General features: G+C 60.6%; 21 protein-coding genes. 16 read left to right on the forward strand and 5 right to left on the reverse strand.

From position 1 onward, the window contains the following. Position 1: 1 nt before the first annotated feature. Complete coding sequence (locus tag AAEZ05_RS22840; protein ID WP_045061019.1) at positions 2-1,159, forward strand: phospholipase D-like domain-containing protein; 1,158 nt, start codon at positions 2-4, stop codon at positions 1,157-1,159. A 123-nt stretch (positions 1,160-1,282) separates the two neighbouring features. Here AAEZ05_RS22840 and bglX read toward each other — a convergent pair whose 3' ends face one another. After that, a complete protein-coding gene (gene bglX / locus AAEZ05_RS22845) occupies positions 1,283-3,574 on the reverse strand; it encodes a beta-glucosidase BglX (protein WP_045061018.1) in 2,292 nt (763 codons plus the stop codon). Between the two features lie 237 nt (positions 3,575-3,811). Between bglX and AAEZ05_RS22850 the strand changes: the two genes are divergently transcribed. The 4 genes from AAEZ05_RS22850 (at position 3,812) to AAEZ05_RS22865 (ending at position 7,159) form a co-directional block, all read left to right on the forward strand. Next, complete coding sequence (locus AAEZ05_RS22850) at positions 3,812-4,420, forward strand: LemA family protein (protein WP_045061101.1); 609 nt, start codon at positions 3,812-3,814, stop codon at positions 4,418-4,420. Positions 4,421-4,451: 31 nt separating this feature from the next. After that, positions 4,452-5,201 carry a TPM domain-containing protein gene (locus tag AAEZ05_RS22855; protein WP_122837778.1) on the forward strand — a complete coding sequence of 250 codons (750 nt, stop codon included), beginning with the start codon at positions 4,452-4,454 and terminating at the stop codon, positions 5,199-5,201. 28 nt (positions 5,202-5,229) lie between these two features. Further along, a complete protein-coding gene (locus tag AAEZ05_RS22860; protein WP_045060262.1) occupies positions 5,230-5,847 on the forward strand; it encodes a TPM domain-containing protein in 618 nt (205 codons plus the stop codon). A 97-nt stretch (positions 5,848-5,944) separates the two neighbouring features. Beyond that, positions 5,945-7,159 (forward strand): class I SAM-dependent methyltransferase, encoded by a 1,215-nt coding sequence (locus AAEZ05_RS22865; protein WP_350598489.1) that lies wholly within the window; start codon positions 5,945-5,947, stop codon positions 7,157-7,159. Between the two features lie 97 nt (positions 7,160-7,256). Here AAEZ05_RS22865 and AAEZ05_RS22870 read toward each other — a convergent pair whose 3' ends face one another. Further along, the gene (locus AAEZ05_RS22870; protein WP_045060260.1) at positions 7,257-8,147 is read right to left on the reverse strand and encodes a DMT family transporter; all 891 of its coding nucleotides are present in this window, start codon (positions 8,145-8,147) and stop codon (positions 7,257-7,259) included. Positions 8,148-8,511: 364 nt separating this feature from the next. Here AAEZ05_RS22870 and AAEZ05_RS22875 point away from each other — a divergent pair, with 364 nt between their 5' ends. The 3 genes from AAEZ05_RS22875 to AAEZ05_RS22885 all read left to right on the forward strand — a co-directional run bounded on the left by AAEZ05_RS22875 (position 8,512) and on the right by AAEZ05_RS22885 (position 9,856). Next, on the forward strand, positions 8,512-9,093 hold the full coding sequence (locus AAEZ05_RS22875; protein ID WP_045060259.1) for a DJ-1/PfpI family protein: 582 nt from the start codon (positions 8,512-8,514) through the stop codon (positions 9,091-9,093). A gap of 14 nt (positions 9,094-9,107) precedes the next feature. Then, the gene (locus AAEZ05_RS22880; protein WP_045060258.1) at positions 9,108-9,413 is read left to right on the forward strand and encodes a ribbon-helix-helix domain-containing protein; all 306 of its coding nucleotides are present in this window, start codon (positions 9,108-9,110) and stop codon (positions 9,411-9,413) included. A 98-nt stretch (positions 9,414-9,511) separates the two neighbouring features. Further along, a complete protein-coding gene (locus AAEZ05_RS22885) occupies positions 9,512-9,856 on the forward strand; it encodes a YegP family protein (RefSeq protein WP_045060257.1) in 345 nt (114 codons plus the stop codon). A gap of 75 nt (positions 9,857-9,931) precedes the next feature. Here AAEZ05_RS22885 and AAEZ05_RS22890 read toward each other — a convergent pair whose 3' ends face one another. Continuing rightward, complete coding sequence (locus tag AAEZ05_RS22890; RefSeq protein WP_045060256.1) at positions 9,932-10,951, reverse strand: DUF4917 family protein; 1,020 nt, start codon at positions 10,949-10,951, stop codon at positions 9,932-9,934. A gap of 156 nt (positions 10,952-11,107) precedes the next feature. Here AAEZ05_RS22890 and yiaY point away from each other — a divergent pair, with 156 nt between their 5' ends. The 4 genes from yiaY to AAEZ05_RS22910 all read left to right on the forward strand — a co-directional run bounded on the left by yiaY (position 11,108) and on the right by AAEZ05_RS22910 (position 15,162). Next, complete coding sequence (gene yiaY, locus AAEZ05_RS22895) at positions 11,108-12,256, forward strand: L-threonine dehydrogenase (protein WP_045060255.1); 1,149 nt, start codon at positions 11,108-11,110, stop codon at positions 12,254-12,256. 227 nt (positions 12,257-12,483) lie between these two features. Further along, entirely contained in the window at positions 12,484-13,122 is a 639-nt protein-coding gene (locus tag AAEZ05_RS22900) for a LysE family translocator (protein WP_350648994.1), read from the forward strand. A 19-nt stretch (positions 13,123-13,141) separates the two neighbouring features. Next, complete coding sequence (locus AAEZ05_RS22905; protein ID WP_205891845.1) at positions 13,142-14,491, forward strand: sensor domain-containing protein; 1,350 nt, start codon at positions 13,142-13,144, stop codon at positions 14,489-14,491. 167 nt (positions 14,492-14,658) lie between these two features. Beyond that, positions 14,659-15,162 carry a DUF4142 domain-containing protein gene (locus AAEZ05_RS22910; protein WP_122837792.1) on the forward strand — a complete coding sequence of 168 codons (504 nt, stop codon included), beginning with the start codon at positions 14,659-14,661 and terminating at the stop codon, positions 15,160-15,162. Between the two features lie 48 nt (positions 15,163-15,210). On the opposite strand, the gene AAEZ05_RS22915 is transcribed toward AAEZ05_RS22910, so the two are convergent. Then, on the reverse strand, positions 15,211-15,621 hold the full coding sequence (locus AAEZ05_RS22915; protein ID WP_045060251.1) for a low affinity iron permease family protein: 411 nt from the start codon (positions 15,619-15,621) through the stop codon (positions 15,211-15,213). Between the two features lie 179 nt (positions 15,622-15,800). On the opposite strand from AAEZ05_RS22915, the gene AAEZ05_RS22920 reads away from it, so the two are divergent. Beyond that, on the forward strand, positions 15,801-15,947 hold the full coding sequence (locus AAEZ05_RS22920) for a hypothetical protein (RefSeq protein WP_163019358.1): 147 nt from the start codon (positions 15,801-15,803) through the stop codon (positions 15,945-15,947). A gap of 75 nt (positions 15,948-16,022) precedes the next feature. Next, positions 16,023-16,793 carry a trans-aconitate 2-methyltransferase gene (gene tam / locus AAEZ05_RS22925; protein WP_350648996.1) on the forward strand — a complete coding sequence of 257 codons (771 nt, stop codon included), beginning with the start codon at positions 16,023-16,025 and terminating at the stop codon, positions 16,791-16,793. 199 nt (positions 16,794-16,992) lie between these two features. On the opposite strand, the gene AAEZ05_RS22930 is transcribed toward tam, so the two are convergent. After that, on the reverse strand, positions 16,993-17,721 hold the full coding sequence (locus AAEZ05_RS22930; protein WP_045060249.1) for a class I SAM-dependent methyltransferase: 729 nt from the start codon (positions 17,719-17,721) through the stop codon (positions 16,993-16,995). A gap of 283 nt (positions 17,722-18,004) precedes the next feature. Here AAEZ05_RS22930 and AAEZ05_RS22935 point away from each other — a divergent pair, with 283 nt between their 5' ends. Beyond that, on the forward strand, positions 18,005-18,859 hold the full coding sequence (locus tag AAEZ05_RS22935; protein WP_205891848.1) for an SH3 domain-containing protein: 855 nt from the start codon (positions 18,005-18,007) through the stop codon (positions 18,857-18,859). Positions 18,860-18,867: 8 nt separating this feature from the next. Then, positions 18,868-20,895, forward strand: coding sequence for a hypothetical protein (locus AAEZ05_RS22940; RefSeq protein WP_350648998.1), 2,028 nt, complete (start codon positions 18,868-18,870; stop codon positions 20,893-20,895). Positions 20,896-20,904 lie beyond the last annotated feature (9 nt).

Consider the following 20,904-nt stretch of genomic DNA (forward strand, 5'->3'; position numbering starts at 1 on the left):
CATGGCCGGTGCGATCTTCCCCTGGCGCGAAGGCAACAGCTTTGAGCTGTTGATCGATGGTCCGCAGTTCTTCCCGCGAATGCTGGTGGCGATCGCACGCGCCGAAGAACAGGTCGAACTGGAGCTGTATCTGGTGGAGGCGGGCGCCTGCGCCGAAGCCATGGTGCAGGCGTTGACCCAGGCCGCCGAGCGCGGAGTGCGTGTGCGCTGCCTGTTCGATGACTATGGCAGCCTCGCATTTACCCAGGCCCTGCGTCAGCGCCTGATAGCCGCTGGCGTGGAGTTGCGCTTCTACAATCGCTTGAGCTGGCGGCGCTGGGTGGGCAACTTCTATCGTGACCACCGCAAAGTGCTGTTGGTCGATCAGAGCCTGGCGGTGGTCGGCGGCACTGGCGTCACCGATGAGTTCTGGAACCCGGGGGAGGACGTCAGCGAGTGGCACGAGGTCATGGTGGAAATTTCCGGTCCTCTGGTGATCGACTGGCAGTTACTGTTTGACCGCCAATGGATCGCCAACCGCCATCGCCGCGCATGGAGGCCTGCGGCGCATTTCGGTTTGCCGCGCCTGCCCAAGGTGCCTTCCGCGGGCGAGGGCATGGGGCGGGTGGCGTACGCTGATGCGCGCCAGCACCGCGATATTCTGCAGTCGCTGATCCGTGCGCTGAACAGTGGGCAGAAACGCATCTGGCTCGCCACGCCCTATTTCCTGCCGACCTGGAAGGTCCGTCGCTCGCTGCGCCGCGCTGCCTCGCGGGGGATCGATGTGCGGCTGCTGCTGACTGGGCCGCGCACCGATCATCCGTCGGTCCGCTACGCCGGGCATCGTTATTACCCCAGGTTGCTGAAGTCTGGCGTGAAAATCTTCGAGTACCAGCCCTGTTTCCTGCACTTGAAAATGGTCCTGGTCGATGACTGGGTCAGCATCGGCTCGTGCAATTTCGATCACTGGAATTTGCGTTTCAACCTGGAAGCCAACCTTGAAGCCCTGGACCCAGGGTTGACCCGAGCAGTGGTGGCCAGTTTCGAGAAGGATTTTACCCAGAGTCAGGAAGTCAGCCTGGAGGCCTGGCAGCGCAGGCCGCTGTGGCGGCGGGTGAAGCAGCGGGTGTGGGGATGGGTGGATCGGCTCGTGGTGAATTTGCTGGATCGGCGGGGGTAGTCGTAAATTATTGTGGGAGCGGGCTTGCCCGCGATGACGGCCTGACAGTCAACGTAGATGTTGAATGTTATGGCCTCATCGCGGGCAAGCCCGCTCCCACAGTGATTCGCAGTGTCCGAGGGGTTACAGCAACTCGAAACTCTGCTGAGTCACGTCCTGCGAGTCCAGGCCGATCTGCACGTTGAACTTGCCAGGCTCTGCCGCGTACTTGAGCCGGGTGTTGAAGAACTTCAGGTCATCCTCGGTAATGGTGAAGTGCACGACTTTCTGTTCGCCGGCCTTGAGCATGATTTTCTGGAAGTTCTTCAGCTCCTTCACTGGCCGGATCATCGAACCGGTGACGTCCTGGATATACAACTGCACCACGGTCTCGCCATCACGCTTGCCAGTGTTCTTCAGCATGACGCTGGCATCGAGCTTGCCGGTCTTGTTCAGTGTGGTCGATGACAACGCCATGTCGCTCAGGCTGAAATCGGTGTAGCTCAGGCCAAAACCGAATGGAAACAGCGGGCCGGTTGTGTCATCGAAGTACTGCGAGGTGTAGTTGCCCGGCTTGCCCGGCGTGAACGGCCGGCCAATGCTCAGGTGGTTGTAGTAGGTCGGAATCTGGCCTACCGAACGCGGGAAGGTCAGGGGCAGCTTGCCCGAGGGGTTATAGTCGCCGAAGAGCACGTCAGCGATGGCATTGCCCCCTTCGGTGCCGCTGAACCAGGTTTCCAGAATCGCATCTGCCTGGTCCTTTTCTTCAAGGATCGACAGTGGACGCCCGTTCATCAACACCAGGACCAATGGCTTGCCGGTGGCCTTGAGGGCCTTGATCAGTTCGCGCTGGCTGGCGGGTATGTTCAGGTCGGTGCGGCTTGAGGACTCGTGGGACATGCCACGGGATTCGCCCACCGCTGCCACCACCACATCGGCGTCCTTGGCCGCTTTCACGGCTTCGTCGATCAGCACCTGGGCCGAGCGCGGATCATCAACCACTTCCGGTGCGTCAAAGTTCAGGAAGTTAAGGTAATCCAGGACCTTCTTGTCGCTGGTGATGTTGGCGCCGCGGGCGTAGATCAAAGTTGCCTTGTCGGCCATGGCCGCGTTCATGCCGTCGAACAGGGTCACTGATTGCGCGGGTCTGCCGGCAGCGGCCCAACTGCCCATCATATCGATTGGCGCCTTGGCCAACGGACCGACCAGGGCGATCTTCGCGGTATTCTTCAACGGCAGGGTCTCGCCCTGGTTCTTCAGCAGCACCAGGCTGCGACGTGCTACGTCACGGGCCTCGGCACGGTGCAGGCGGCTTTCGGCGTAGGTGTCGGCCGGGTCATCCTCGGCCTTGCCGATGCGCAGGTACGGGTCCTTGAACAGCCCCATGTCGTACTTGGCGCCGAGCACAGCCCGCACGGCATTGTCGATGTCGCTCTGCTCGATCTCGCCAGCCTTCAGCAACCCTGGCAGTTCCTTGCCATAAAGCGTGTCGTTCATGCTCATGTGGATGCCGGCCTTGATCGCCAGCTTCGCCGCTTCACGGCCATCGCGAGCAACGCCGTGCTTGATCAGCTCGAAAATCGCCCCGTGGTCGCTGACAGCCAGGCCCTTGAAGCCCCAGTCCTTGCGCAACAGGTCATTCATCAGCCAGGTGTCGGCGGTCGCCGGTACGCCGTTGATTGAGTTCAGTGCCACCATGACTCCGCCGGCGCCAGCATCAATCGCGGCGCGGTACGGCGGCAGGTAGTCCTGGTACATCTTGACCGGGCTCATGTCGACCACGTTGTAGTCGCGACCGCCCTCTACCGCGCCATACAAGGCAAAGTGCTTGACGCTGGCCATGATGCTGTCGGCCGCATTCGCGCCGGCACCCTGGAACGCCTTGACCATGACCCCGGCGATGCGCGACACCAGGTAGGTGTCCTCGCCGAAGCCTTCGGAAGTGCGGCCCCAGCGCGGGTCGCGGGAGATGTCGACCATCGGTGCGAAGGTGATGTCGAGACTGTCGGCCGCGGCCTCTTTGGCAGCAATGCGCCCGGACAGGCCGATGGCGTCCATATCCCAGCTCGACGCCAGGGCCAGCGGAATCGGGAAAATCGTCCGGTGGCCGTGGATCACGTCATAGGCGAAGAACATCGGGATCTTCAGCCGGCTGCGCATCGCTGCGTCCTGCATCGGACGGTTTTCCGGGCGGGTGATCGAGTTGAACGTGCCACCGATGTTGCCGGCGGCAATTTCCTTGCGGATCATCTCGCGCGGCATTTCCGGGCCTATGCTGATCAGGCGCAGCTGGCCGATTTTTTCATCGAGGGTCATCTGCTTCATCAGGTTACTGACGAAGGCATCCTTGTTTTCCAGAGGTGCGGGCGTCGCGGCGGCCAGTACGTTATGACTGGCCAGGCTGACGAACAGGCCCAGCAAACACAGCTTCTTCATGAATTGTCTTCTCGAAAGCCTAAGCGGCGATGACTTCGCGCCGGTCAGCCAAAATTGAGGGAGCGACTATTGTTGTTCAGGTAAATGCAGCAAACTTCTGAACTGTTTTAATCCTGGAGCATCTTTTAGCCCATCGGCAGGATGCAATCCAGTGGCGGCGCCGATTATGCCCCAAGAGCCGCGTTCAAAGTTCGCAGGTTGTTTTTTCAACGGAATGTGCAAGGGAGCGTCAACCAGATGAATGTACGACACCACTATCGGTCGAGCTTGCAGGTGGCTGCCCTGATGTTGCTGACCACGCTGTTGGCCGGCTGTGGCATCAACAATATTCCAACCCTGGACGAACAGGCCAAGGCCGCCTGGGGTCAGGTGCAGAACCAGTACCAACGCCGTGCCGACCTGATCCCCAACCTGGTGGAAACGGTCAAGGGCTACGCCAAACATGAAGAAGAAACCCTGACGGCGGTCATTGAAGCCCGGGCCAAGGCGACTTCGATCCAGGTGGATGCCAGCACCCTCGACAACCCGGAAAAGCTCAAGCAGTTCCAGCAGGCCCAGGATCAGCTGACCGGTGCCCTGAGTCGCCTGATGGTGGTGTCCGAGCGTTATCCGGACCTCAAGGCCAACCAGAACTTCCTGGCGCTGCAGTCGCAACTCGAAGGTACCGAGAACCGTATCGCGGTCGCACGACGGGATTTCATCCTGGCAGTGCAAAAATACAATACCGAGATCCGCACTTTCCCTGGGCGCCTCTGGCACAGTGTGATGTACAGCGATCTGCCTGTGCGTGAAACCTTCGAGGCGACCAGCCCCGATGCCGATAAAGCACCTCAAGTGAAGTTCTGATCGGGCTGCATTACCACGGATGAGGTTGCCAATGCGCGTGTTGAAAGTTGGCCTGGTGCTGCTGCTCTGGGTGTTTGCCCTGGCGGCCCAGGCCGAGTTGAAGTTTCCCCAGCTGACCGGGCGGGTGGTTGATAACGCCCAGATGATCGAGCCCGCGGTTCGCGAGCAACTGGCCCAGCAACTCCAGGCTCACGAAAAAGCCACCGGTGAACAGTTGGTGGTGGTCACTGTGGCGGATTTGCAGGGCACAGACATTGCCGACTTCGGCTATCAACTGGGGCGGTACTGGGGCATTGGCCAGAAGGACAAGAACAACGGCGCACTGCTGATTGTGGCCCGGGATGATCGACGGTTGCGTATCGAGGTCGGTTACGGGCTGGAAGATCGCCTGACCGATGCGCAGAGTTCGGTGATCATCAATCAGGTGATCACTCCATCGTTCAAGACCGGTAATTTCAGCAAGGGCATCAGCGACGGCGTTGCGGCCATGCTGGTCGTGCTGGGCGGCAATCCGCTGGACGAACCTTCCACGGTCTACGAACCCCGCGGGGATCAGGATAGCGATTTCCTGTCACGGCATCCCGGGGTATTGGTGTTCCTCGTCATGCTGTTCATCCTCACCGTATTTGTCTGCCAGATGCTCGGCATCCTGCCCAGTGGTGGCGGTGGGCGAGGCGGTTCGGGCGGTTTTGGCGGTGGTGGATTCGGTGGCGGCGGTGGCGGTGGCTTCAGTGGTGGCGGGGGCAGTTTCGGGGGCGGTGGTTCGTCGGGCGGCTGGTGATGACAATAAGTGAGCGAGCGTTTCTGATATGGCATTACTGAATGAACACGAACAGCGCAAGGTCGCCGAAGCGATCGCGCGGGTGGAGCGCGAGACCGACGCCGAACTGGTCACCGTGCTCGCCGCTCGTGCGGACGACTATGCCTACATTCCACTGCTGTGGGCCAGCCTGCTGGCCCTGGTGGTGCCGGGTGTCGTGCATTACCTGACCGGCTGGCTGACCCTGCACAGCCTGCTGCTGGTGCAATGGGGGAGCTTTATCGTGTTGTGCCTGCTGTTCCGCATCCCGCGCATCACTACCCACCTCATCCCTCGGTCGGTGCGGCATTGGCGTGCATCGAACCTGGCGCGCCGACAGTTCCTGGAACAGAACCTGCACCATACGGTGGGCAGCACCGGGATGCTGATTTTTGTCTGCGAAGCCGAGCGTTATGTGGAAATCCTGGTGGATGAAGGGATCTCCAGTCGCCTGGATAACAAGACCTGGGACGCGATTGTCTCGACCTTTACCCACCAGGTGAAACAGGGTCAGACCTTGCAGGGGTTCGTGACCTGCGTCGAGGCCTGTGGAGAGTTGCTGAAGGTGCATGTGCCGGTTACCCATGCCAGGAACGAGTTGCCCAACCGTCTGGTGGTATTGGGTTAGGTTTCAGGACCTGTGGCAAATAACCCCGTGCCCAAAGCGGCCATCCCCCTTAAAATAGCGGCATTCCCTGTTTGCTCCGCCTGAGGCTGTTTCTGCCATGTCCATTGTTGCCACCCCCGCCAGCCTCGCGCCGGATCACCACGCGCAGTTCATCGACTTGCTGCGTTCAAGCCTGGAGCAGCATGCGTTTATCAAGTTGGTACTGGCCAAGTACGTCGGTGACGAGCCGGATTTGCAGCGCGTGATCATCAAGCAGCTGACGGTAAAGGATCAGCCGTGCCTGTCTTTTGTCTACCGTTACAAGACCCGCGATATCACCAGGAACCTGGCGCTGGGCGAGGGCGTGGCCAGCATTGGCGCTTTGCTGCCAGCCTCATTCAAGAATGCCCACTTGCTGTCGGTGACTGACGAAGCCCAGCTCGAATACAGTAAAAAGGGCAAGAGTTCGCTGTTCAAAAGTAAACCCCAGCAACTGCGCGAAGTGCCGTCCGCCGAGCACAACCGCGAGAAGAATCGTTTTCTGGACCTCAGCCGGCCGTTCCTTGCCGACCTCGGCGTGACCAACGGGAAACACGAACTCATCCCGGCGATGTCGCGTAAGTGGAAGCAGATCAACAAGTTCATCGAGGTGTTCAGCCACGCCCTCACCACCTCGCCACTTGCGCTGGACAAGCCGGTTCGGGTCGCCGATTTTGGCTCAGGCAAGGGCTACCTGACGTTCGCGATTCACGATTACCTGCGCAACACGCTGCACGCCGAGGGCGAAGTGACTGGAGTCGAGCTGCGCGAAGACATGGTGACCCTGTGCAATGCCGCTGCTGCCAAGCTCGAGCATCCGGGGCTGGTGTTCAAATGCGGTGACGTGCGCAGCGTGGCGCCGAGCGAACTGGAGGTGATGATCGCCTTGCATGCGTGTGACATTGCCACTGACTACGCGATCCATACCGGCATTCGGTCGGGCGCCTCGATCATCATGTGTTCGCCGTGCTGCCACAAACAGATCCGCCTGCAGATTCAGAGCCCGGCTTTACTCAAGCCGATGTTGCAATACGGCCTGCATCTGGGGCAGCAGGCGGAAATGGTCACCGACAGCCTGCGTGCGCTGTTCCTGGAAGCCTGCGGTTATGAAACCAAGGTGTTCGAGTTCATCTCGCTGGACCACACCAACAAAAACAAGATGATCCTGGCAGTCAAGCGCGCCGAGCCCGTGGACCCGGCGCAGTTGCTGGTAAAGATCCAGGAGCTGAAGGACTTCTACCGTATCAGCGAGCACTGCCTGGAAACCTTGCTGCGGGCTGATGGTTACCTCTGAAGGGTGACCATGCCTGTAGGAGCAAAGCTTGCTCGCGATAGCGATGGCGATCTCGATATCGTGAGCAAGCGTTGCGCCTGCTCCGGGCGGCGAGGCCTCATGAGGTCGCGATGCGGGCAGGTTTGACCGCAGTCTTGCGTCCCAGCATGACCGTCACAATCACCCCGCCAGCAAACACCCAGGTGATCGGCTCAACGTGTTCGCCGAAGAACAACGCAGAAAAGGCAATGGTGAAAAAGATCTGCAGCAACTGGATCTGACTGACCCGGGCGATTCCGCCCATGGCCAGCCCGGCGTACCAGGCGAAAAAACCGATGAACTGCGAAAACAGTGAAACGTAGCCGAAAGCCCACCAGGTCCTGGCGGAGATCTCGCCCTGATGTTGCAGCGCCAGGTAAAGTACTGGTCCGATCAACAGCGGCGTCGACAGCACCAGCGCCCAGCAGATCACTTGCCAGCCGCCCATTTCCTTGGCCAGCCGGCCTCCCTCCGCATACCCCAGGCCGCCCACGGCAATCGCACCCAACATCAGCAAGTCACCGGCCTGGATGCTACCCGCGCCGCTGATCAATGCATAACCGAGCACCAGCGCGCTGCCCAGCGCCGCGCAGGCCCAGAAGGCTTTTGACGGCCGCTCGTGGGACAACCAGGCGGCGTACAGCGCCACGCACAAGGGTTGCAGCCCGTTCACCAGCGCCCCGTGGGATGCCGGCAACGTTTGCATCGCCCAGGCCGAAAGCACCGGAAATCCCAGAATCACCCCGGCGATTACCAGCGTCAGGCCTTTGATCTGTTTCCAGGTGGGCCATTTCTCTCGCTGCCACAGCAGAAGCAGCGCCGCCGGTACTGCCGCAAACAGGGCTCGCCCCAGGCCGTTGAGCAAGGGATGGATTTCCTGCACGACGATCCGTGTGAAGGGCAGGGTGAGGCTGAAGATCACTACGCCTAGCAGGCCGAGGGCCATGCCGGTGTTTTCGCGCGAGGACATGATGGGGACCAGGATCAGGGATGATGGAGCGTGGCTTCATCTAGCCACAATCCACCGCGCCTGGACGGTTACAGATAGGCACAGAGTTGGGTGTACAGTTCGGGTAATCCCCGAACGTAGGAGTTGCCGAAGGCTGCGATCTCTTGATCTCGATCTTGCGTCCCCTCCGACACCGCCAAAAGATCGCAGGCTACGCCAGCTCCTACGCCGTCCGCATACAACCGCAGCCGCAGCCGCAGCCGCAGCCGCAGCTACAGCCCGAACCAACCCATCCCAACGCCATGCCGTAGTAGCAGGTTATTACCCACCCCTACAGATAAAGACTACCTTCAATACTCCCCTGTACCCCCAAGGAGTTCCCCTCATGGCTGCCAAGAAAATTCTGCTGCTGGTCGGCGATTACGTCGAAGATTACGAAGTGATGGTGCCGTTCCAGGCACTACTCATGGTCGGTCACACGGTGCATGCGGTGTGCCCGGACAAGAGCGCCGGCCAGACCGTGCGCACGGCGATTCATGACTTCGAAGGCGACCAGACCTACAGTGAAAAACCCGGCCACCTGTTCGCCCTGAACTTCGACTTCGCCCAGGTCAAGGCACAGGACTACGACGCGCTGGTCATTCCCGGCGGCCGCGCTCCTGAATATCTGCGCCTCAATGAACAGGTCCTGGATCTGGTGAGAGCGTTTGACCAGGCCGGCAAGCCGATCGCTGCCGTGTGCCACGGTGCGCAACTGCTGGCCGCCGCCGGGGTGCTTGAAGGCCGCGAGTGCAGCGCCTACCCGGCCTGTGCTCCGGAGGTGCGCCTTGCCGGAGGTACGTTCATCGATATCCCGGTGACGCAGGGCCACGTTCAAGGCAATCTGGCCACTGCGCCCGCCTGGCCGGCGCACCCGAGCTGGCTCGCGGGTTTTCTCGGATTGCTGGGCACCCAAATCACGCTGTAACGAGGGATATTGCGATGTGCGAGCTCTACGTCAAAGCCGATCCGATCCTCTACGAATCGCGCTCCCGCTCGCTACGCATTTGCGGGGTGGTGACCACGCTGCGCCTGGAAAACCAGTTCTGGGACATCCTGGGCGAAATCGCCGAAGTCGACGGCATGACCACCAACCAGTTGATCGCCAAGCTGTATGAAGAGGTGATGGACTACCGCGGCGAGGTGGTGAATTTTGCTTCGTTTCTAAGGGTGAGTTGCACGCGGTATCTGAGTCAGCGGCGGGGGCAGGCGCCGGAGTTATCGGTGGTGCGCGCGGCGGTGAAGTAGCGTTAACCGCGTCGCCGCCATCGCGGACAGGCGACAAAAAACCTCGGCTGGTCTTTACTCTGAAGCGCGAAACCTCTCAATTGCCCAGGAGCACCAGCATGTCCGGATGGTACGAAGTGAGCAAAAGCAGCAGTGGCCAGTACAGATTTGTCCTGAAGGCCGCGAATGCCGAAACCATTCTGACCAGCGAGTTGTACACCACCCGCGCCGCTGCCGACAAAGGCATTGCGGCAGTGCAGAGCAACAGCCCGCTGGAAGAACGCTACGAAAGGAAGACCACCAAAGACGGCCATCCTTACTTCAATCTAAAGGCCGGCAATCACGAGGTCATTGGCAGCAGCGAATCCTACGCCAACGCTTCGGCACTGGAAAAAGGCATCACCAGCGTCAAGGCCAATGGCCCGAGCACGGTGATCAAGGACAAGACTCTGCCGGTGCTCTGATCACCCTCCCTCAAGCCTGACACACATCCCCCGGTGGGAGTGAGCCTACTCGCGATGGCGTCGGCCGCCCCAGCGCTATACCTCCACCGGTACGGTGAGCTTGGGGCTGCCCAACGCATGCGTCTTGGCATCAAAAAACCGCAACGCTGACCCCGTCCCCTCGAACACCTTCGCGTAATGCCGCTTCTGGTGCTGGATAAACGCCTTGCTGCGCGGATAAATCGAAATCGCCACCACCTTGGGTTGCGCCTGGCGCAGCGCCTGGATGATGTGGTTGTCCTGCTCGCCCAACGCATGCCCGAAAATGCACAAACCCTCGCCATGCCCCAGTAGCTGGTCATAGCAGAACGACAGATAGTCCGAGCTGCGGATGGTCCTGAGCTTGTCCTGGGACTGTCCCTCATTCACGAACAGTGGCACGTCGTCCAGGGTCTTGATCGTGTTGTTGATGGCAAAGCTGCCCAGCAACGTGCCCTCGGTCGTCATCAGTTTGCGCGCCGTGCCGTCCTGGTTGCGCACCAGGTGCAGGCCGCCGTGCAGGTACAGCAAGCGGGTTTTGCCCGTGGCCGCGGCACTCAGGTCAAAGCGTGGCTCGGTGCCCTGGAACAGGTCGCTGATCGCATCTGGCTGGTGCTGGATCGCCCAGTGGTTGAGCAGATCATAGTTGGTGGTGAACACCGTCCGGTATCGGCCCAGCTCCTGACTGATGGCAGCCAGTGTGGCAGGCACGATCAGGCGCCAGGGAATATGCACCGCATGCACAGTGTTGATCAGCGCTTCCTTGATCGCATAGTAGCGATTGCGCGGGGCGGCGGAGCTCACTGCCAGGGCCTTGTTCACCCGGCTGGTGGTTTTCAGCGCGCTGAGGACCTGTTCGAAACTGCGGGTCTGCAACGCGTCAAATACGCTCAGCTCGGATTGGCTCAAGGGTTTTTCTTCAACCGTGCGGGCGTTTTCAAACAGCGAGTCATAGCCAAAATCATCCCACACGGCGCGACTGGCGCCATTGCCCACCAGCAGGCCATCAAGCGAGGCGGTGGCGCGCAAGGCATTCCAGTCTTCAAGTTGGGCATCAACATCCTGGAAATCGGTCATTGCGGTGAGAGTCTCGAAGCAAAAGGTCTGATGGGCGGTGACTTTATCACGACCCGACGTTGAGCCAGATCAAGTTAGCGCATCGCCGATGGGTCGATCCTGTGGGTACCCGCTGGGTCGGTATCACCGGTTCGGCTCCTGTCAGGAGATTCGCTCATGAGCAGCACATTTTTTATCCCCGCCGTGAACATCATGGGCATCGGCTGCCTTGACGAAGCCATGGTTGCCATTGGCAAGTACGGGTTTCGCAAGGCCCTGATCGTCACCGATACCGGGCTGGCCAAGGCCGGCGTCGCCGGCATGATCGCCGGGAAGCTGGCGCTGCTGGACATCGAATCGGTGATCTTTGACGGCGCCAGGCCGAACCCGAGCATCGCCAACGTCGAACTGGGCCTTGGTCTGCTCAAGGAAAGCCGGTGTGATTTCGTGGTGTCGCTGGGCGGCGGTTCGCCCCATGACTGCGCCAAGGGCATCGCCCTGTGCGCCACCAACGGCGGGCAGATCCGCGACTATGAAGGCGTTGATCAATCCAGCCAGCCGCAACTGCCGCTGATCGCCATCAACACCACTGCCGGCACCGCCAGCGAGATGACCCGCTTCTGCATCATCACCGACGAATCCCGTCACGTGAAAATGGCCATCGTCGACCGCAACGTTACACCGCTGCTGTCGGTCAACGACCCGGCGCTGATGGTCGCGATGCCCAAGAGCCTCACGGCAGCCACCGGCATGGACGCATTGACCCACGCCATCGAAGCCTACGTGTCGACCGCTGCCAACCCGATCACCGATGCCTGCGCGCTCAAAGCCGTCACCCTGATCAGCAACAACCTGCGTCTGGCCGTACGCGACGGCAGCGACCTGGCGGCCCGGGAAAACATGGCGTACGCGCAGTTCCTCGCGGGCATGGCGTTCAACAATGCGTCCTTGGGATTCGTCCACGCCATGGCCCACCAGTTGGGCGGTTTTTACGACCTGCCCCATGGCGTCTGCAATGCCGTACTGCTGCCTCACGTGCAGAGCTTCAACGCGCTGGTCTGCGCCGACCGCCTGACCGATGTGGCCCACGCCATGGGCGCCGATATCCGCGGCTTCAGTCCGGAGGAGGGCGCCCAGGCCGCCATCGCCGCGATCCGCACCCTGGCGCGTGACGTCGAGATCCCCGCCGGCCTGCGCGACCTGGGTGCCAAACTCAGCGACATCCCGATCCTGGCTACCAACGCCCTCAAAGACGCCTGCGGCCTGACCAACCCGCGCCCAGCGGATCAGCGCCAGATCGAGGAGATTTTCCGCAGCGCGTTTTAAGTTGTTTTTCGGGCGGGTGCAGGGGCTCGCAGAGCCCCTGCACGTTGTTGGGGGCAGAGCTTGCTCGCGATGACGGGCTGGTGCTCAAAACTTTTATCGGCTGATTGACCACTATCGCGAGCAAGCTTGACTCCCACAGGAGAGCGTATCGACGAAGAATACATTGGCTGCCCCAAGACCTGAGATAGACTGGCGTGCAGTCACCCCGTCGTTCAAAGGATTTACCGATGACCCCATCGTTGCTCATGGCCGTTCTCGCCTCGGGTTTTATCTACGGCATTACACCGGGGCCCGGTGTGTTGGCGGTGTTTGGCATCGGTGCAGCGCGAGGGCGGCGGGCCGGGGCAGCTTTTTTGTGTGGGCATTTGCTCGGGGATGTGGTCTGGTGCAGTACAGCACTGATCGCCATAGTGGGTGCGCGGGAGATCGGCAGCACCGCGTTCGACGTGCTGGGCGTGCTCAGCGGGCTGTATCTGTTCTGGCTCGGATGGCGCGCAGTGCGTGCCAGGCGTGGCAGTGGCGAGGCGCCCCAAGGCGCGGCGCGGCAGCCGTTGTGGCACGGCATTATGTTCGGACTGACCAATCCCAAGGCGTATCCGGTGGCGGTTGCAACATTCACCGCGCTGTTGTCCAGCCGGGCAGAGTTGCTCAACTGGTCGATGCTGCCCTGGTTGATCGTGCTGAGTTTTCTCGGCGGCCTGGTAGCCTACGCTATCCTCATTGGCATCGTCGGTACGCGTCAGGTGCGGACCTTGTACCAACGCCATGAGTTATTGATCACTCGGTTGTGTGGCGTGATGTTTATCGGTTTCGCCATCAATGCCCTGGCGCATGCATTGCCCGGGCTGGTGACTGACAGGACTTGAGGCGAATCGCCGGAGCATCATGGCAAGCAGAAATTCCGCGCCCCTGGCGAGTTACATCGATTTGCTGCTGGACGCGGTTTGCGCCGTCGACAAGCAAGGCACCTTCGTGTTCATCAGTGCGGCCTGCGAACAGGTATTTGGCTATACCGCCGACGAGCTGATCGGTCAGCGGATGATCGACCTGGTACATCCCGCCGATCGGCAGCGCACGCTCGACGCCGCCCGGGAAATCATGGGCGGCGAGCCCAAACTCAACTTCGAAAATCGCTACGTGCGCAAGGATGGCCGCGTCGTGCACCTTCTCTGGTCGGCGCGCTGGTCTGAAGTCGATCAGCTGCGCATCGCCGTGGCCCGAGACATCACCGGGCGCAAGCAGGCCGAGTCCCGACAAGCCGCGCTGTACGCGATTTCCGAGGCCGCCCACGCGGCTGAAGATTTGCTGGCATTGTTCAAGCGCATCCACTCGATCATTGGTGAATGGCTGCCGGCGCTGAATTTCACCGTGGCCCTGTGCGACGAGCATGGCGCACCGTTGCAGTTTCCTTATCACGTCGACGAAGCAGGGTGTTCGCCCGATCTGCCGGGAGCGGTGACCGAGCGTCTGTGCACTGAGGTCATTCGAAGCGGCCAGCCGCTGTTGCTGACACCCGGGCAACACACTGCGGCGGCAGGCTTTGAAGCGCTGGTGTCGAGCCAGGATTCGCCGTGCTGGCTGGGTGTGCCGCTGAGCTCGCAGAACGGCACCATCGGCGCCGTACTGGTCAAAAGCGGCCCGGACGGCCTGCGTTATACCGAACAGGACCAGGAACTGCTGCATTTCGTCTGCGCCCAGGTCGCAACAGCAATTGAACGCAAGCAACTGCACGCGCGTTTGCATCACATGGCTCGGCATGACGCCCTGACCCAGTTGCCCAACCGCACCCTGTTACGCGAGCGCCTGAAAACCGCGCTGACAGCGGCGCATCTCAATGACGGCCGAATGGCCTTGCTGTATGTCGATCTGGATCGCTTCAAGGAAGTCAACGATACCCACGGTCACGCCATTGGTGATCTGCTGTTACAGGCGGTCGCCCATCGACTCAAGAGTTGCGTAACCGGTTCGGACACAGTGGCCCGTATGGGCGGAGACGAGTTCGTCGTGCTGCTGCACCGTATCGATGCCGGGCAAGACCCCGAGCGGGTGGCGGCTAATATACGCCAGGTGCTCGCTCAGCCCCTTCGCCTTGACGGACATGGTATGAGCATCCAGACCAGCATCGGCATCGCGCGTTACCCCGAGCATGGCAGCGAAGAGTCGCAGCTGCTGCGCCATGCTGACGAAGCGATGTACGGCGCCAAGCGTAGAGATCGCCGTCGCCTGGATGTCTGAGCCTGATCGCTCTGTATTGGCCACCGTTCGTCGCACTGGCGTCAGCTTTACTAAACCTTTCAAGCTCTTGAACTTCCTATGTGATGCGGGCTGCTGTCTGCCGCAGTCATCACCCAGAGGCGGGAGCGAAAGCTCGCGCTTGAATTCTTCAAGAGGAGGGCGCGACCATGAGCCGGATGGCCACCCGTTTACGCACTATCAGTTTTGCCACGTTACTGGGGTTGTTTGCCACCCATGCCTTCGCCCAGTCACCCGCCGAATTCATCAACGATGCGTCGGCCAAAGGCATGGCCGACATCGAAGCCAGCCGCCTGGCGCATCAGAAAACCGAATCCAAGGAGGTCAAGGACTACACCATCGTGGTGATCAACGACCGCACCACCGCTAACCAGCATCTGGCCAAGATAGCCAAGCAGCTGGACTTGCCGGTGGCGCCACGGGAAGTGGTGGTGGATAAAGCCAAGGCCCTGATGCCCGAGGTGCAGGACGGCGCTTCGTTCGACCAGGCCTATGCGGCCAGTCAGGTGAAAACCACTGAAGAAGCCATCCAGCAACTGCAGCAACAGGCGCAGTCCACGCAGGTGCCGGAAATCAAGGCGTTTGCCGAAGAGACTCTGCCCAAGTTGCAGAATCACTTACAGATGGCCAGGGCCCTGCAAGCCAGTCGATAGCTTCCAGTAACGCAAAACGGCGCCCATCACAGGCGCCGTTTTTTTTGCTCAGCATTCGTTCAGGTCTTGTTTGCGCTTGTTCGCCGCAGCCAGCCCTTCGAGGGCGTGGACGTCTTTTTCGCCCATGGCCCGATAGTGTTTGCGCAAGGCTTCCAGCTGTTTCAGGTCGAGCAATTCGAGGCCCAACATGGCGTTTTGCGCTTCCTTGTTGACCCGCAGCAACTCGTCGATTTTCAGGTGGAGAATGTCGGTGTCGCGGTTTTGCGTGTTCTGGATCAGGAACACCATGAGGAAGGTGATAATCGTGGTGGACGTATTGATGACCAGCTGCCAGGTATCGTTGTAGCCAAATATCGGACCGCTCAAGCCCCAGAGGAATATCAGGATCAAGGCCGCCATGAACGTCTTGGGGCTGCCGGCCCACAGAGCGAGCTTCTGCGAGATCTTTGCGAATTTCATTGCCGGATTCCTTATTGGGGTGCACTTGAATTTGTGACAGCACCGGCACATGGAAAATTCTGCTTACATTTTACTCGAGTCAAAAAAAGCCACGCTCGACGTTGATCGCGGTGACAGTCGCAACCTTTGCCCGCTCTGGAGAGTCACTAGTTAAACCCCATTAGAGTTGGAGCCCCCCCATGAACATCCTGCGCACTCTTTGCCTTTCCTGCTGCCTGTTCGCCCTGCAAGGCTGCTTCGATAATTCCGATAACGAAACCCGGGACAACACTGATGGCACCAAGTCTTCGGTGCAGATGCAGGACAAGGAGGCAGCGGACAAATAGGTCCGTGCTATTTTTGTGGGTGCGAATTTGCCGTGAAGCTTGTGCCTGGCCGTTTCGCACCTACAGGAGAACGCAATGAGTTGGTCTGCCAGACAATACGTCGCTTTTGAAAATGAGCGCACGCGTCCCGCCCGCGACCTGCTGGCCGCGCTACCGCCAGGGGATGTGCATTCGGCCATCGATATCGGCTGCGGTCCGGGCAACTCCACGGAGCTGTTGGTGGAGCGCTATCCCCACGCCACATTGCGCGGGCTGGACAGTTCCAGCGACATGATCGAAGCCGCACGCAAGCGCTTGCCTCAAGTGCGGTTCGATGTTTCCGACATCGATCAGTGGAGCGAGACGGGTCCGTTCGATGTGATTTTCGCCAATGCAGTGTTGCAGTGGTTGCCTGATCACGCCTCATTGTTGCCCGCGTTGGTGGACAAACTGGCGCCGGGCGGCAGCCTGGCGGTGCAGATGCCCGACACGCTCAACCAGCCATCGCACCGCTTGATGCGAGAGGTGGCTGCGACGGGGCCGTGGGCAAAAAAACTGGCCGGGGCTGCCGCGCAACGCACCGAGGTCGCCAGCGCCAGCGATTATTACGCCGTGCTGCGCCCGCACTGTTCACGGGTCGACGTCTGGCTCACCACCTATCATCACCCATTGGCTGCGGGGCCTTCGGGGGTCGTCGAATGGTTCAAGCGCAGTGGTTTGCGTCCGTTTCTCGAGCCTCTGAATGAGAAAGAGCGCGATGCTTTTCTCCAGGAGTATCTGGCGGGCGTTGAGCAGGCTTATCCGGCGCTGGAAGATGGATCAGTACTGCTGCCGTTTCCGCGGTTGTTTATTGTCGCGACCCGGTAGTGCGCCAGGTTCTCCGGACCTGAATCCACTGGGATCAAATCTGGATCTGAATCTTGTTGCAGCAAATCTGGAGCTGAATCTTGTGGGAGCAAAGCTTGCTCGCGATTGCGTAGTGTCAGTCGACATCAATGGTGGCTGTCAGTGCGCAATCGCGAGCAAGCTTTGCTCCTACAGGGGGAGTCGTGATTCGGCGCGCTCGTCAGCGCTCCACCGCCACCAGCATCATCATCGGTCTCTCTCGTTCTTCCGCGAGCGCCGGCAGCGCCACCACATCGGCGTCGCTCGGGCCCCATTCATTGACGTGGCTGATGCTGAATCCCGCTGCGATCAGCGTGTTCAGCAACGTGCCGACGGTTCGATGCTGCTTGATCACGCCATCGGCCAGCCAGTTAGTGACCCGTTCGCCTTCGCGTTGATAACTGTCCACCGGCCAGCGCTTGTGGCCCTCGCTGTCCGTCAGCCAGCCGGGGTTGCGCGGCGCCATGAAGATCGGGTGTTCAATCGAGAAGACGAAACGCGAGCCGGGTTTCAGCGCTGCGTGAATCGTGGCGAATAGCGCTGGCAGATCCTTGATGTAGTGCAGCGCCAGCGAGCTGTAGGCCAGGTCGAATTGCGCGGCTGGCAGGTCGAGGTGTTCCAGGTCGGCGCGGGCGTATTGCACGGTGGCGCCGCTGGTGGTCTGACGGGCCCGTTCGAGCATTTTTTCCGAGACGTCGAGCCCCAGCACACGGGCTGCGCCTTGTTCACTGGCCCAGCGGCAGAACCAACCATAACCGCACCCCAGGTCCACCACCTTCAGGTCTTTTAGGGGGGGCAGCAGTGCTTTGAGGGCAGGCCACTCCGGTGCGGCATCCAGGCCACCGACCGAGCGGCCCAACTGGCTGTAGGCCTGGAAAAATTCGAGATCGTCGTAAATGTTTTGAGTCATGTTCGAGCTGCTCTGTCGCGTTAGTGAGCACGGGCGGCTGGTGCATCCGTCGGCGAGATGGCAATATGCTACATCTGCTGGCGCAGACCCTTTCAATCAGGGTTTTACGCCTGTATTTCTGACAAGGATCAGTTGGATGTCTGCCGTACCCGTGGTTTGCAATGCCTTCCGTTTACTCCGCCACCCTACGTTAAACGCTCTGTTTCCGAACAGCGCGGCGCAGTCATTTCGCCTGAAAAAAATTCCGTCCCCCCAGTGAACCTGAAAGAAAGGGAGCTTCACCGTGCGTAAAAAGTTTGTCGTCGCCGTCCTCGCAGTGTCCATCGCCGCCGCCTCCGGTTGTGCGCAATTGGGCATTAACAAGCAGCAGGCTGGTACTGCAGTTGGCATGGTAGCCGGCGCAGTCGTTGGCTCCTTTATCGGCAACGGCAATGGCAAGGTTGTCGCTGTCCTGCTGACCAGCGCCATCGGCGGTTTCATCGGCAACAAGATCGGTTCGATGCTCGACGACCAGGACAAGCAGGCCCTGGCATTGCGTACCCAGGAAGCCTTGAGCCTGCCGGCCAATGATTCGGCTAAAGCGGTGTCCTGGACATCCGGCCATTCCGGCGCGACCGCGCAGATCGTGCAGGGCAAGGAGTACACCGAGACCAAGACGGTTGAAGTAAAGCGCGCGCCAAAGATCGCCGCAGTTCCGTCGATGAAACTCATCAACGAGCAATACCTGACCAAGAGCAGTTCCAACGTGCGGGCCGCGCCCAACAAGACGGCAGAGAAGGTCGGCGGGCTCAAGGCGGGTACCGAGTTCACTGCAGTGGGTTCTACCGGTGACTGGATTCTGGTCGGGCGCAAGGGCGTGACCGTGGGCTACATCAGCAAAGATCTGGTCTCGCCCAAATCTGCAGCCGTGGTACGCAGCGTGAAACCGGCGGCCAATCTCGACGAGATGGACGTGGCCGCCGACACCGAGACCAAGGCCTTCGATCTTGACGCTATTGCTGCCCTGCCGACCCAGCAGGTCGCCGCAGAAACTGCCTGCCGGCCGGTCACCGTCAGCCTCAAGGCGGCAGACGGCAAGAGCGAGCAGGAACAGAACACGTTCTGCAAACAAGCCAACGGCACCTGGGAACTCATTTAAGGATCTCCATGAAAAACCGCGCACTCGCACTCGCTGTGATGAGTGCTTGCGGCCTCGCGCCGCAAGCATTTGCACACGAGATTGCCTTCTCGAAAACCGAGCAGATCCACGTTGTCGTCAACGGCGAAGCCACCACCTGGTGCCAGCCGGAAATCGCCATCACCATGCAGCGTCCCACTTGGGATGATCAGAAGCCATTGAATGGGCTATTGAGCAAGTTGCCTTTCATTCTCGGCCAGGAGTGTCCCCAGGCTAAAGTCAGCTGGAAAGCGGTCGATGCCAAGGGCGTGGTTTACGCCTCTGGCGCGGGCAATGCGAGCAATCTGGGCATAGCGACGCTGGCGGTTGCGCCTGCTCCGGTGGTTGCGGCTGTTGCTGCACCGGCGGCTCCTGCTGCTGCCGCTCCCGCTCCCGCTGCCGTTCCCGCTCCTGCCGCAGCGCCTGCACCAGCGCCGGTCACACCCGCGCCTGCTGCGGTTTCACCGGTCGTTGAAGCGCCAGTGGTGGCTGCACCACCAGCGCCAGCCGTAGCACCTGTTGCGCCGGCCCCTGTTGCCCCGGCTGCAGTGGTTGTTGTACCAGCCCCTGTTCCTGTTGCTACTCCTATTGCTGCTCCAGCTCCAGCTCCAGCTCCAGCTCCAGCTCCAGCCCCGGCTGAACCTGTCGCTGTTGCACCGGTTTCCGTTCCCGCACCGGCCCCAGCCCCAGAAGCAGCCCCGCCAACACCCGCAGCCCCCGTCGCACCGCCTGCAGCAGTCGCTGCCGTGCAGTCCGCAGACCTTGGCCGTGCGCTGGTCCTGGCCAACAAGAATCTCGTCGGCATCACAGATGCCAGCGGCTGCAAATGGTTGATCAGCAAAAGCGCTATCGACGAAAACGACTCCAGCTTTGCCTTCGCCTCCACTCCAGCGATGCCCTGTGGCATCTCCGGTTATGCCGAAGGTGCTTTCGACAAGTTGCGCTGGTCGATCCCCAACACCTATCGCGGGGACACCTGGTCGCGCACCTACGTGCACCCGAGCGGGTTGATGTTCAATCAGTCCATCAGTGCCGCCGTCAAAGGCAAGTCGCTGTCATTCCTCAGCAACAACGCCGACCAGGCGCTGTTCCAGCTCGGCGAAATCCCGGCGCGTGGCATGAAGGTGTACCTGGCTTACCAGCGCTCCACCTATCGCATCCTGTCGCCGTTCAGCAGCGACCCGTACTACGTGGCGATCACGGCGGACGAAAGCTTCGCCCTCGATCCGGCGGAGTACAAGCGTGCGGTGCTGGAGGTGTATCAACTGGTGAAAGCAACCTCGCCCACCACGGTCGACCTGTCGAACCTGTTCATCGCCAAGAACCTGGAAACCCTCTACCCGGCGTCCGGCTACTCCAACGACGACAAGGACAAGATCGTGCGCAATCGCATGGGTGAGAACCGTGGCGAGTTCTACTTCGATGCGCGTGAAGGCACCAACTACGCCCAGCGTCGTGAGGAGACTCGTCTGCGTGAAGCCCGTCGCCAGCAGCAGCAGATGGCTGAACTGCACAACCGCGTACTCGCCCGTTACGAGCAGCTCAAGGACGGCATGACCGCGTTCAAGGGCCGCGAGACCGAAGCGCTGGCGCAGATGGCCGGGATCAAGGTGACGTTCGCCGCACCCATGACCCTGCTCGATCCGTCGTCCTCGACCTCGGCGGTGCCGATGATGATTCACGTCACCGGCAAACGCGGCGACTTCTATGAAATCGACTTCCCGCGCAAGGGCCGGGTCCAGGCCGATGTAGAGCTGGAGGATCAGTGGTACGTGATCCATGCCGCGAACATGACGCCTTACCTGCCCCTGGAAGACGGCCGTGCGATTCCAACGTTCCGCGTATACGCCGTTGGCGATCCAGAGGCTTGCAAGCAGGATCACTGCGCCGACCGCGTGTCGTTTGGTGCCGTGCTGGCCAAGGAATTTCCAAACGCCGGCATCGACTTCAGCTGGACGCCTGAAGTCTCCGAGCGCTACGTGACAGCTTGGCAGCAAGCTTCCGCCCAAATTCAGTAAGGCACCGCC

The organism is Pseudomonas sp. HY13-MNA-CIBAN-0226 (assembly GCF_040310305.1).
Taxonomy (GTDB): Bacteria; Pseudomonadota; Gammaproteobacteria; order Pseudomonadales; family Pseudomonadaceae; genus Aquipseudomonas; species Aquipseudomonas gregormendelii.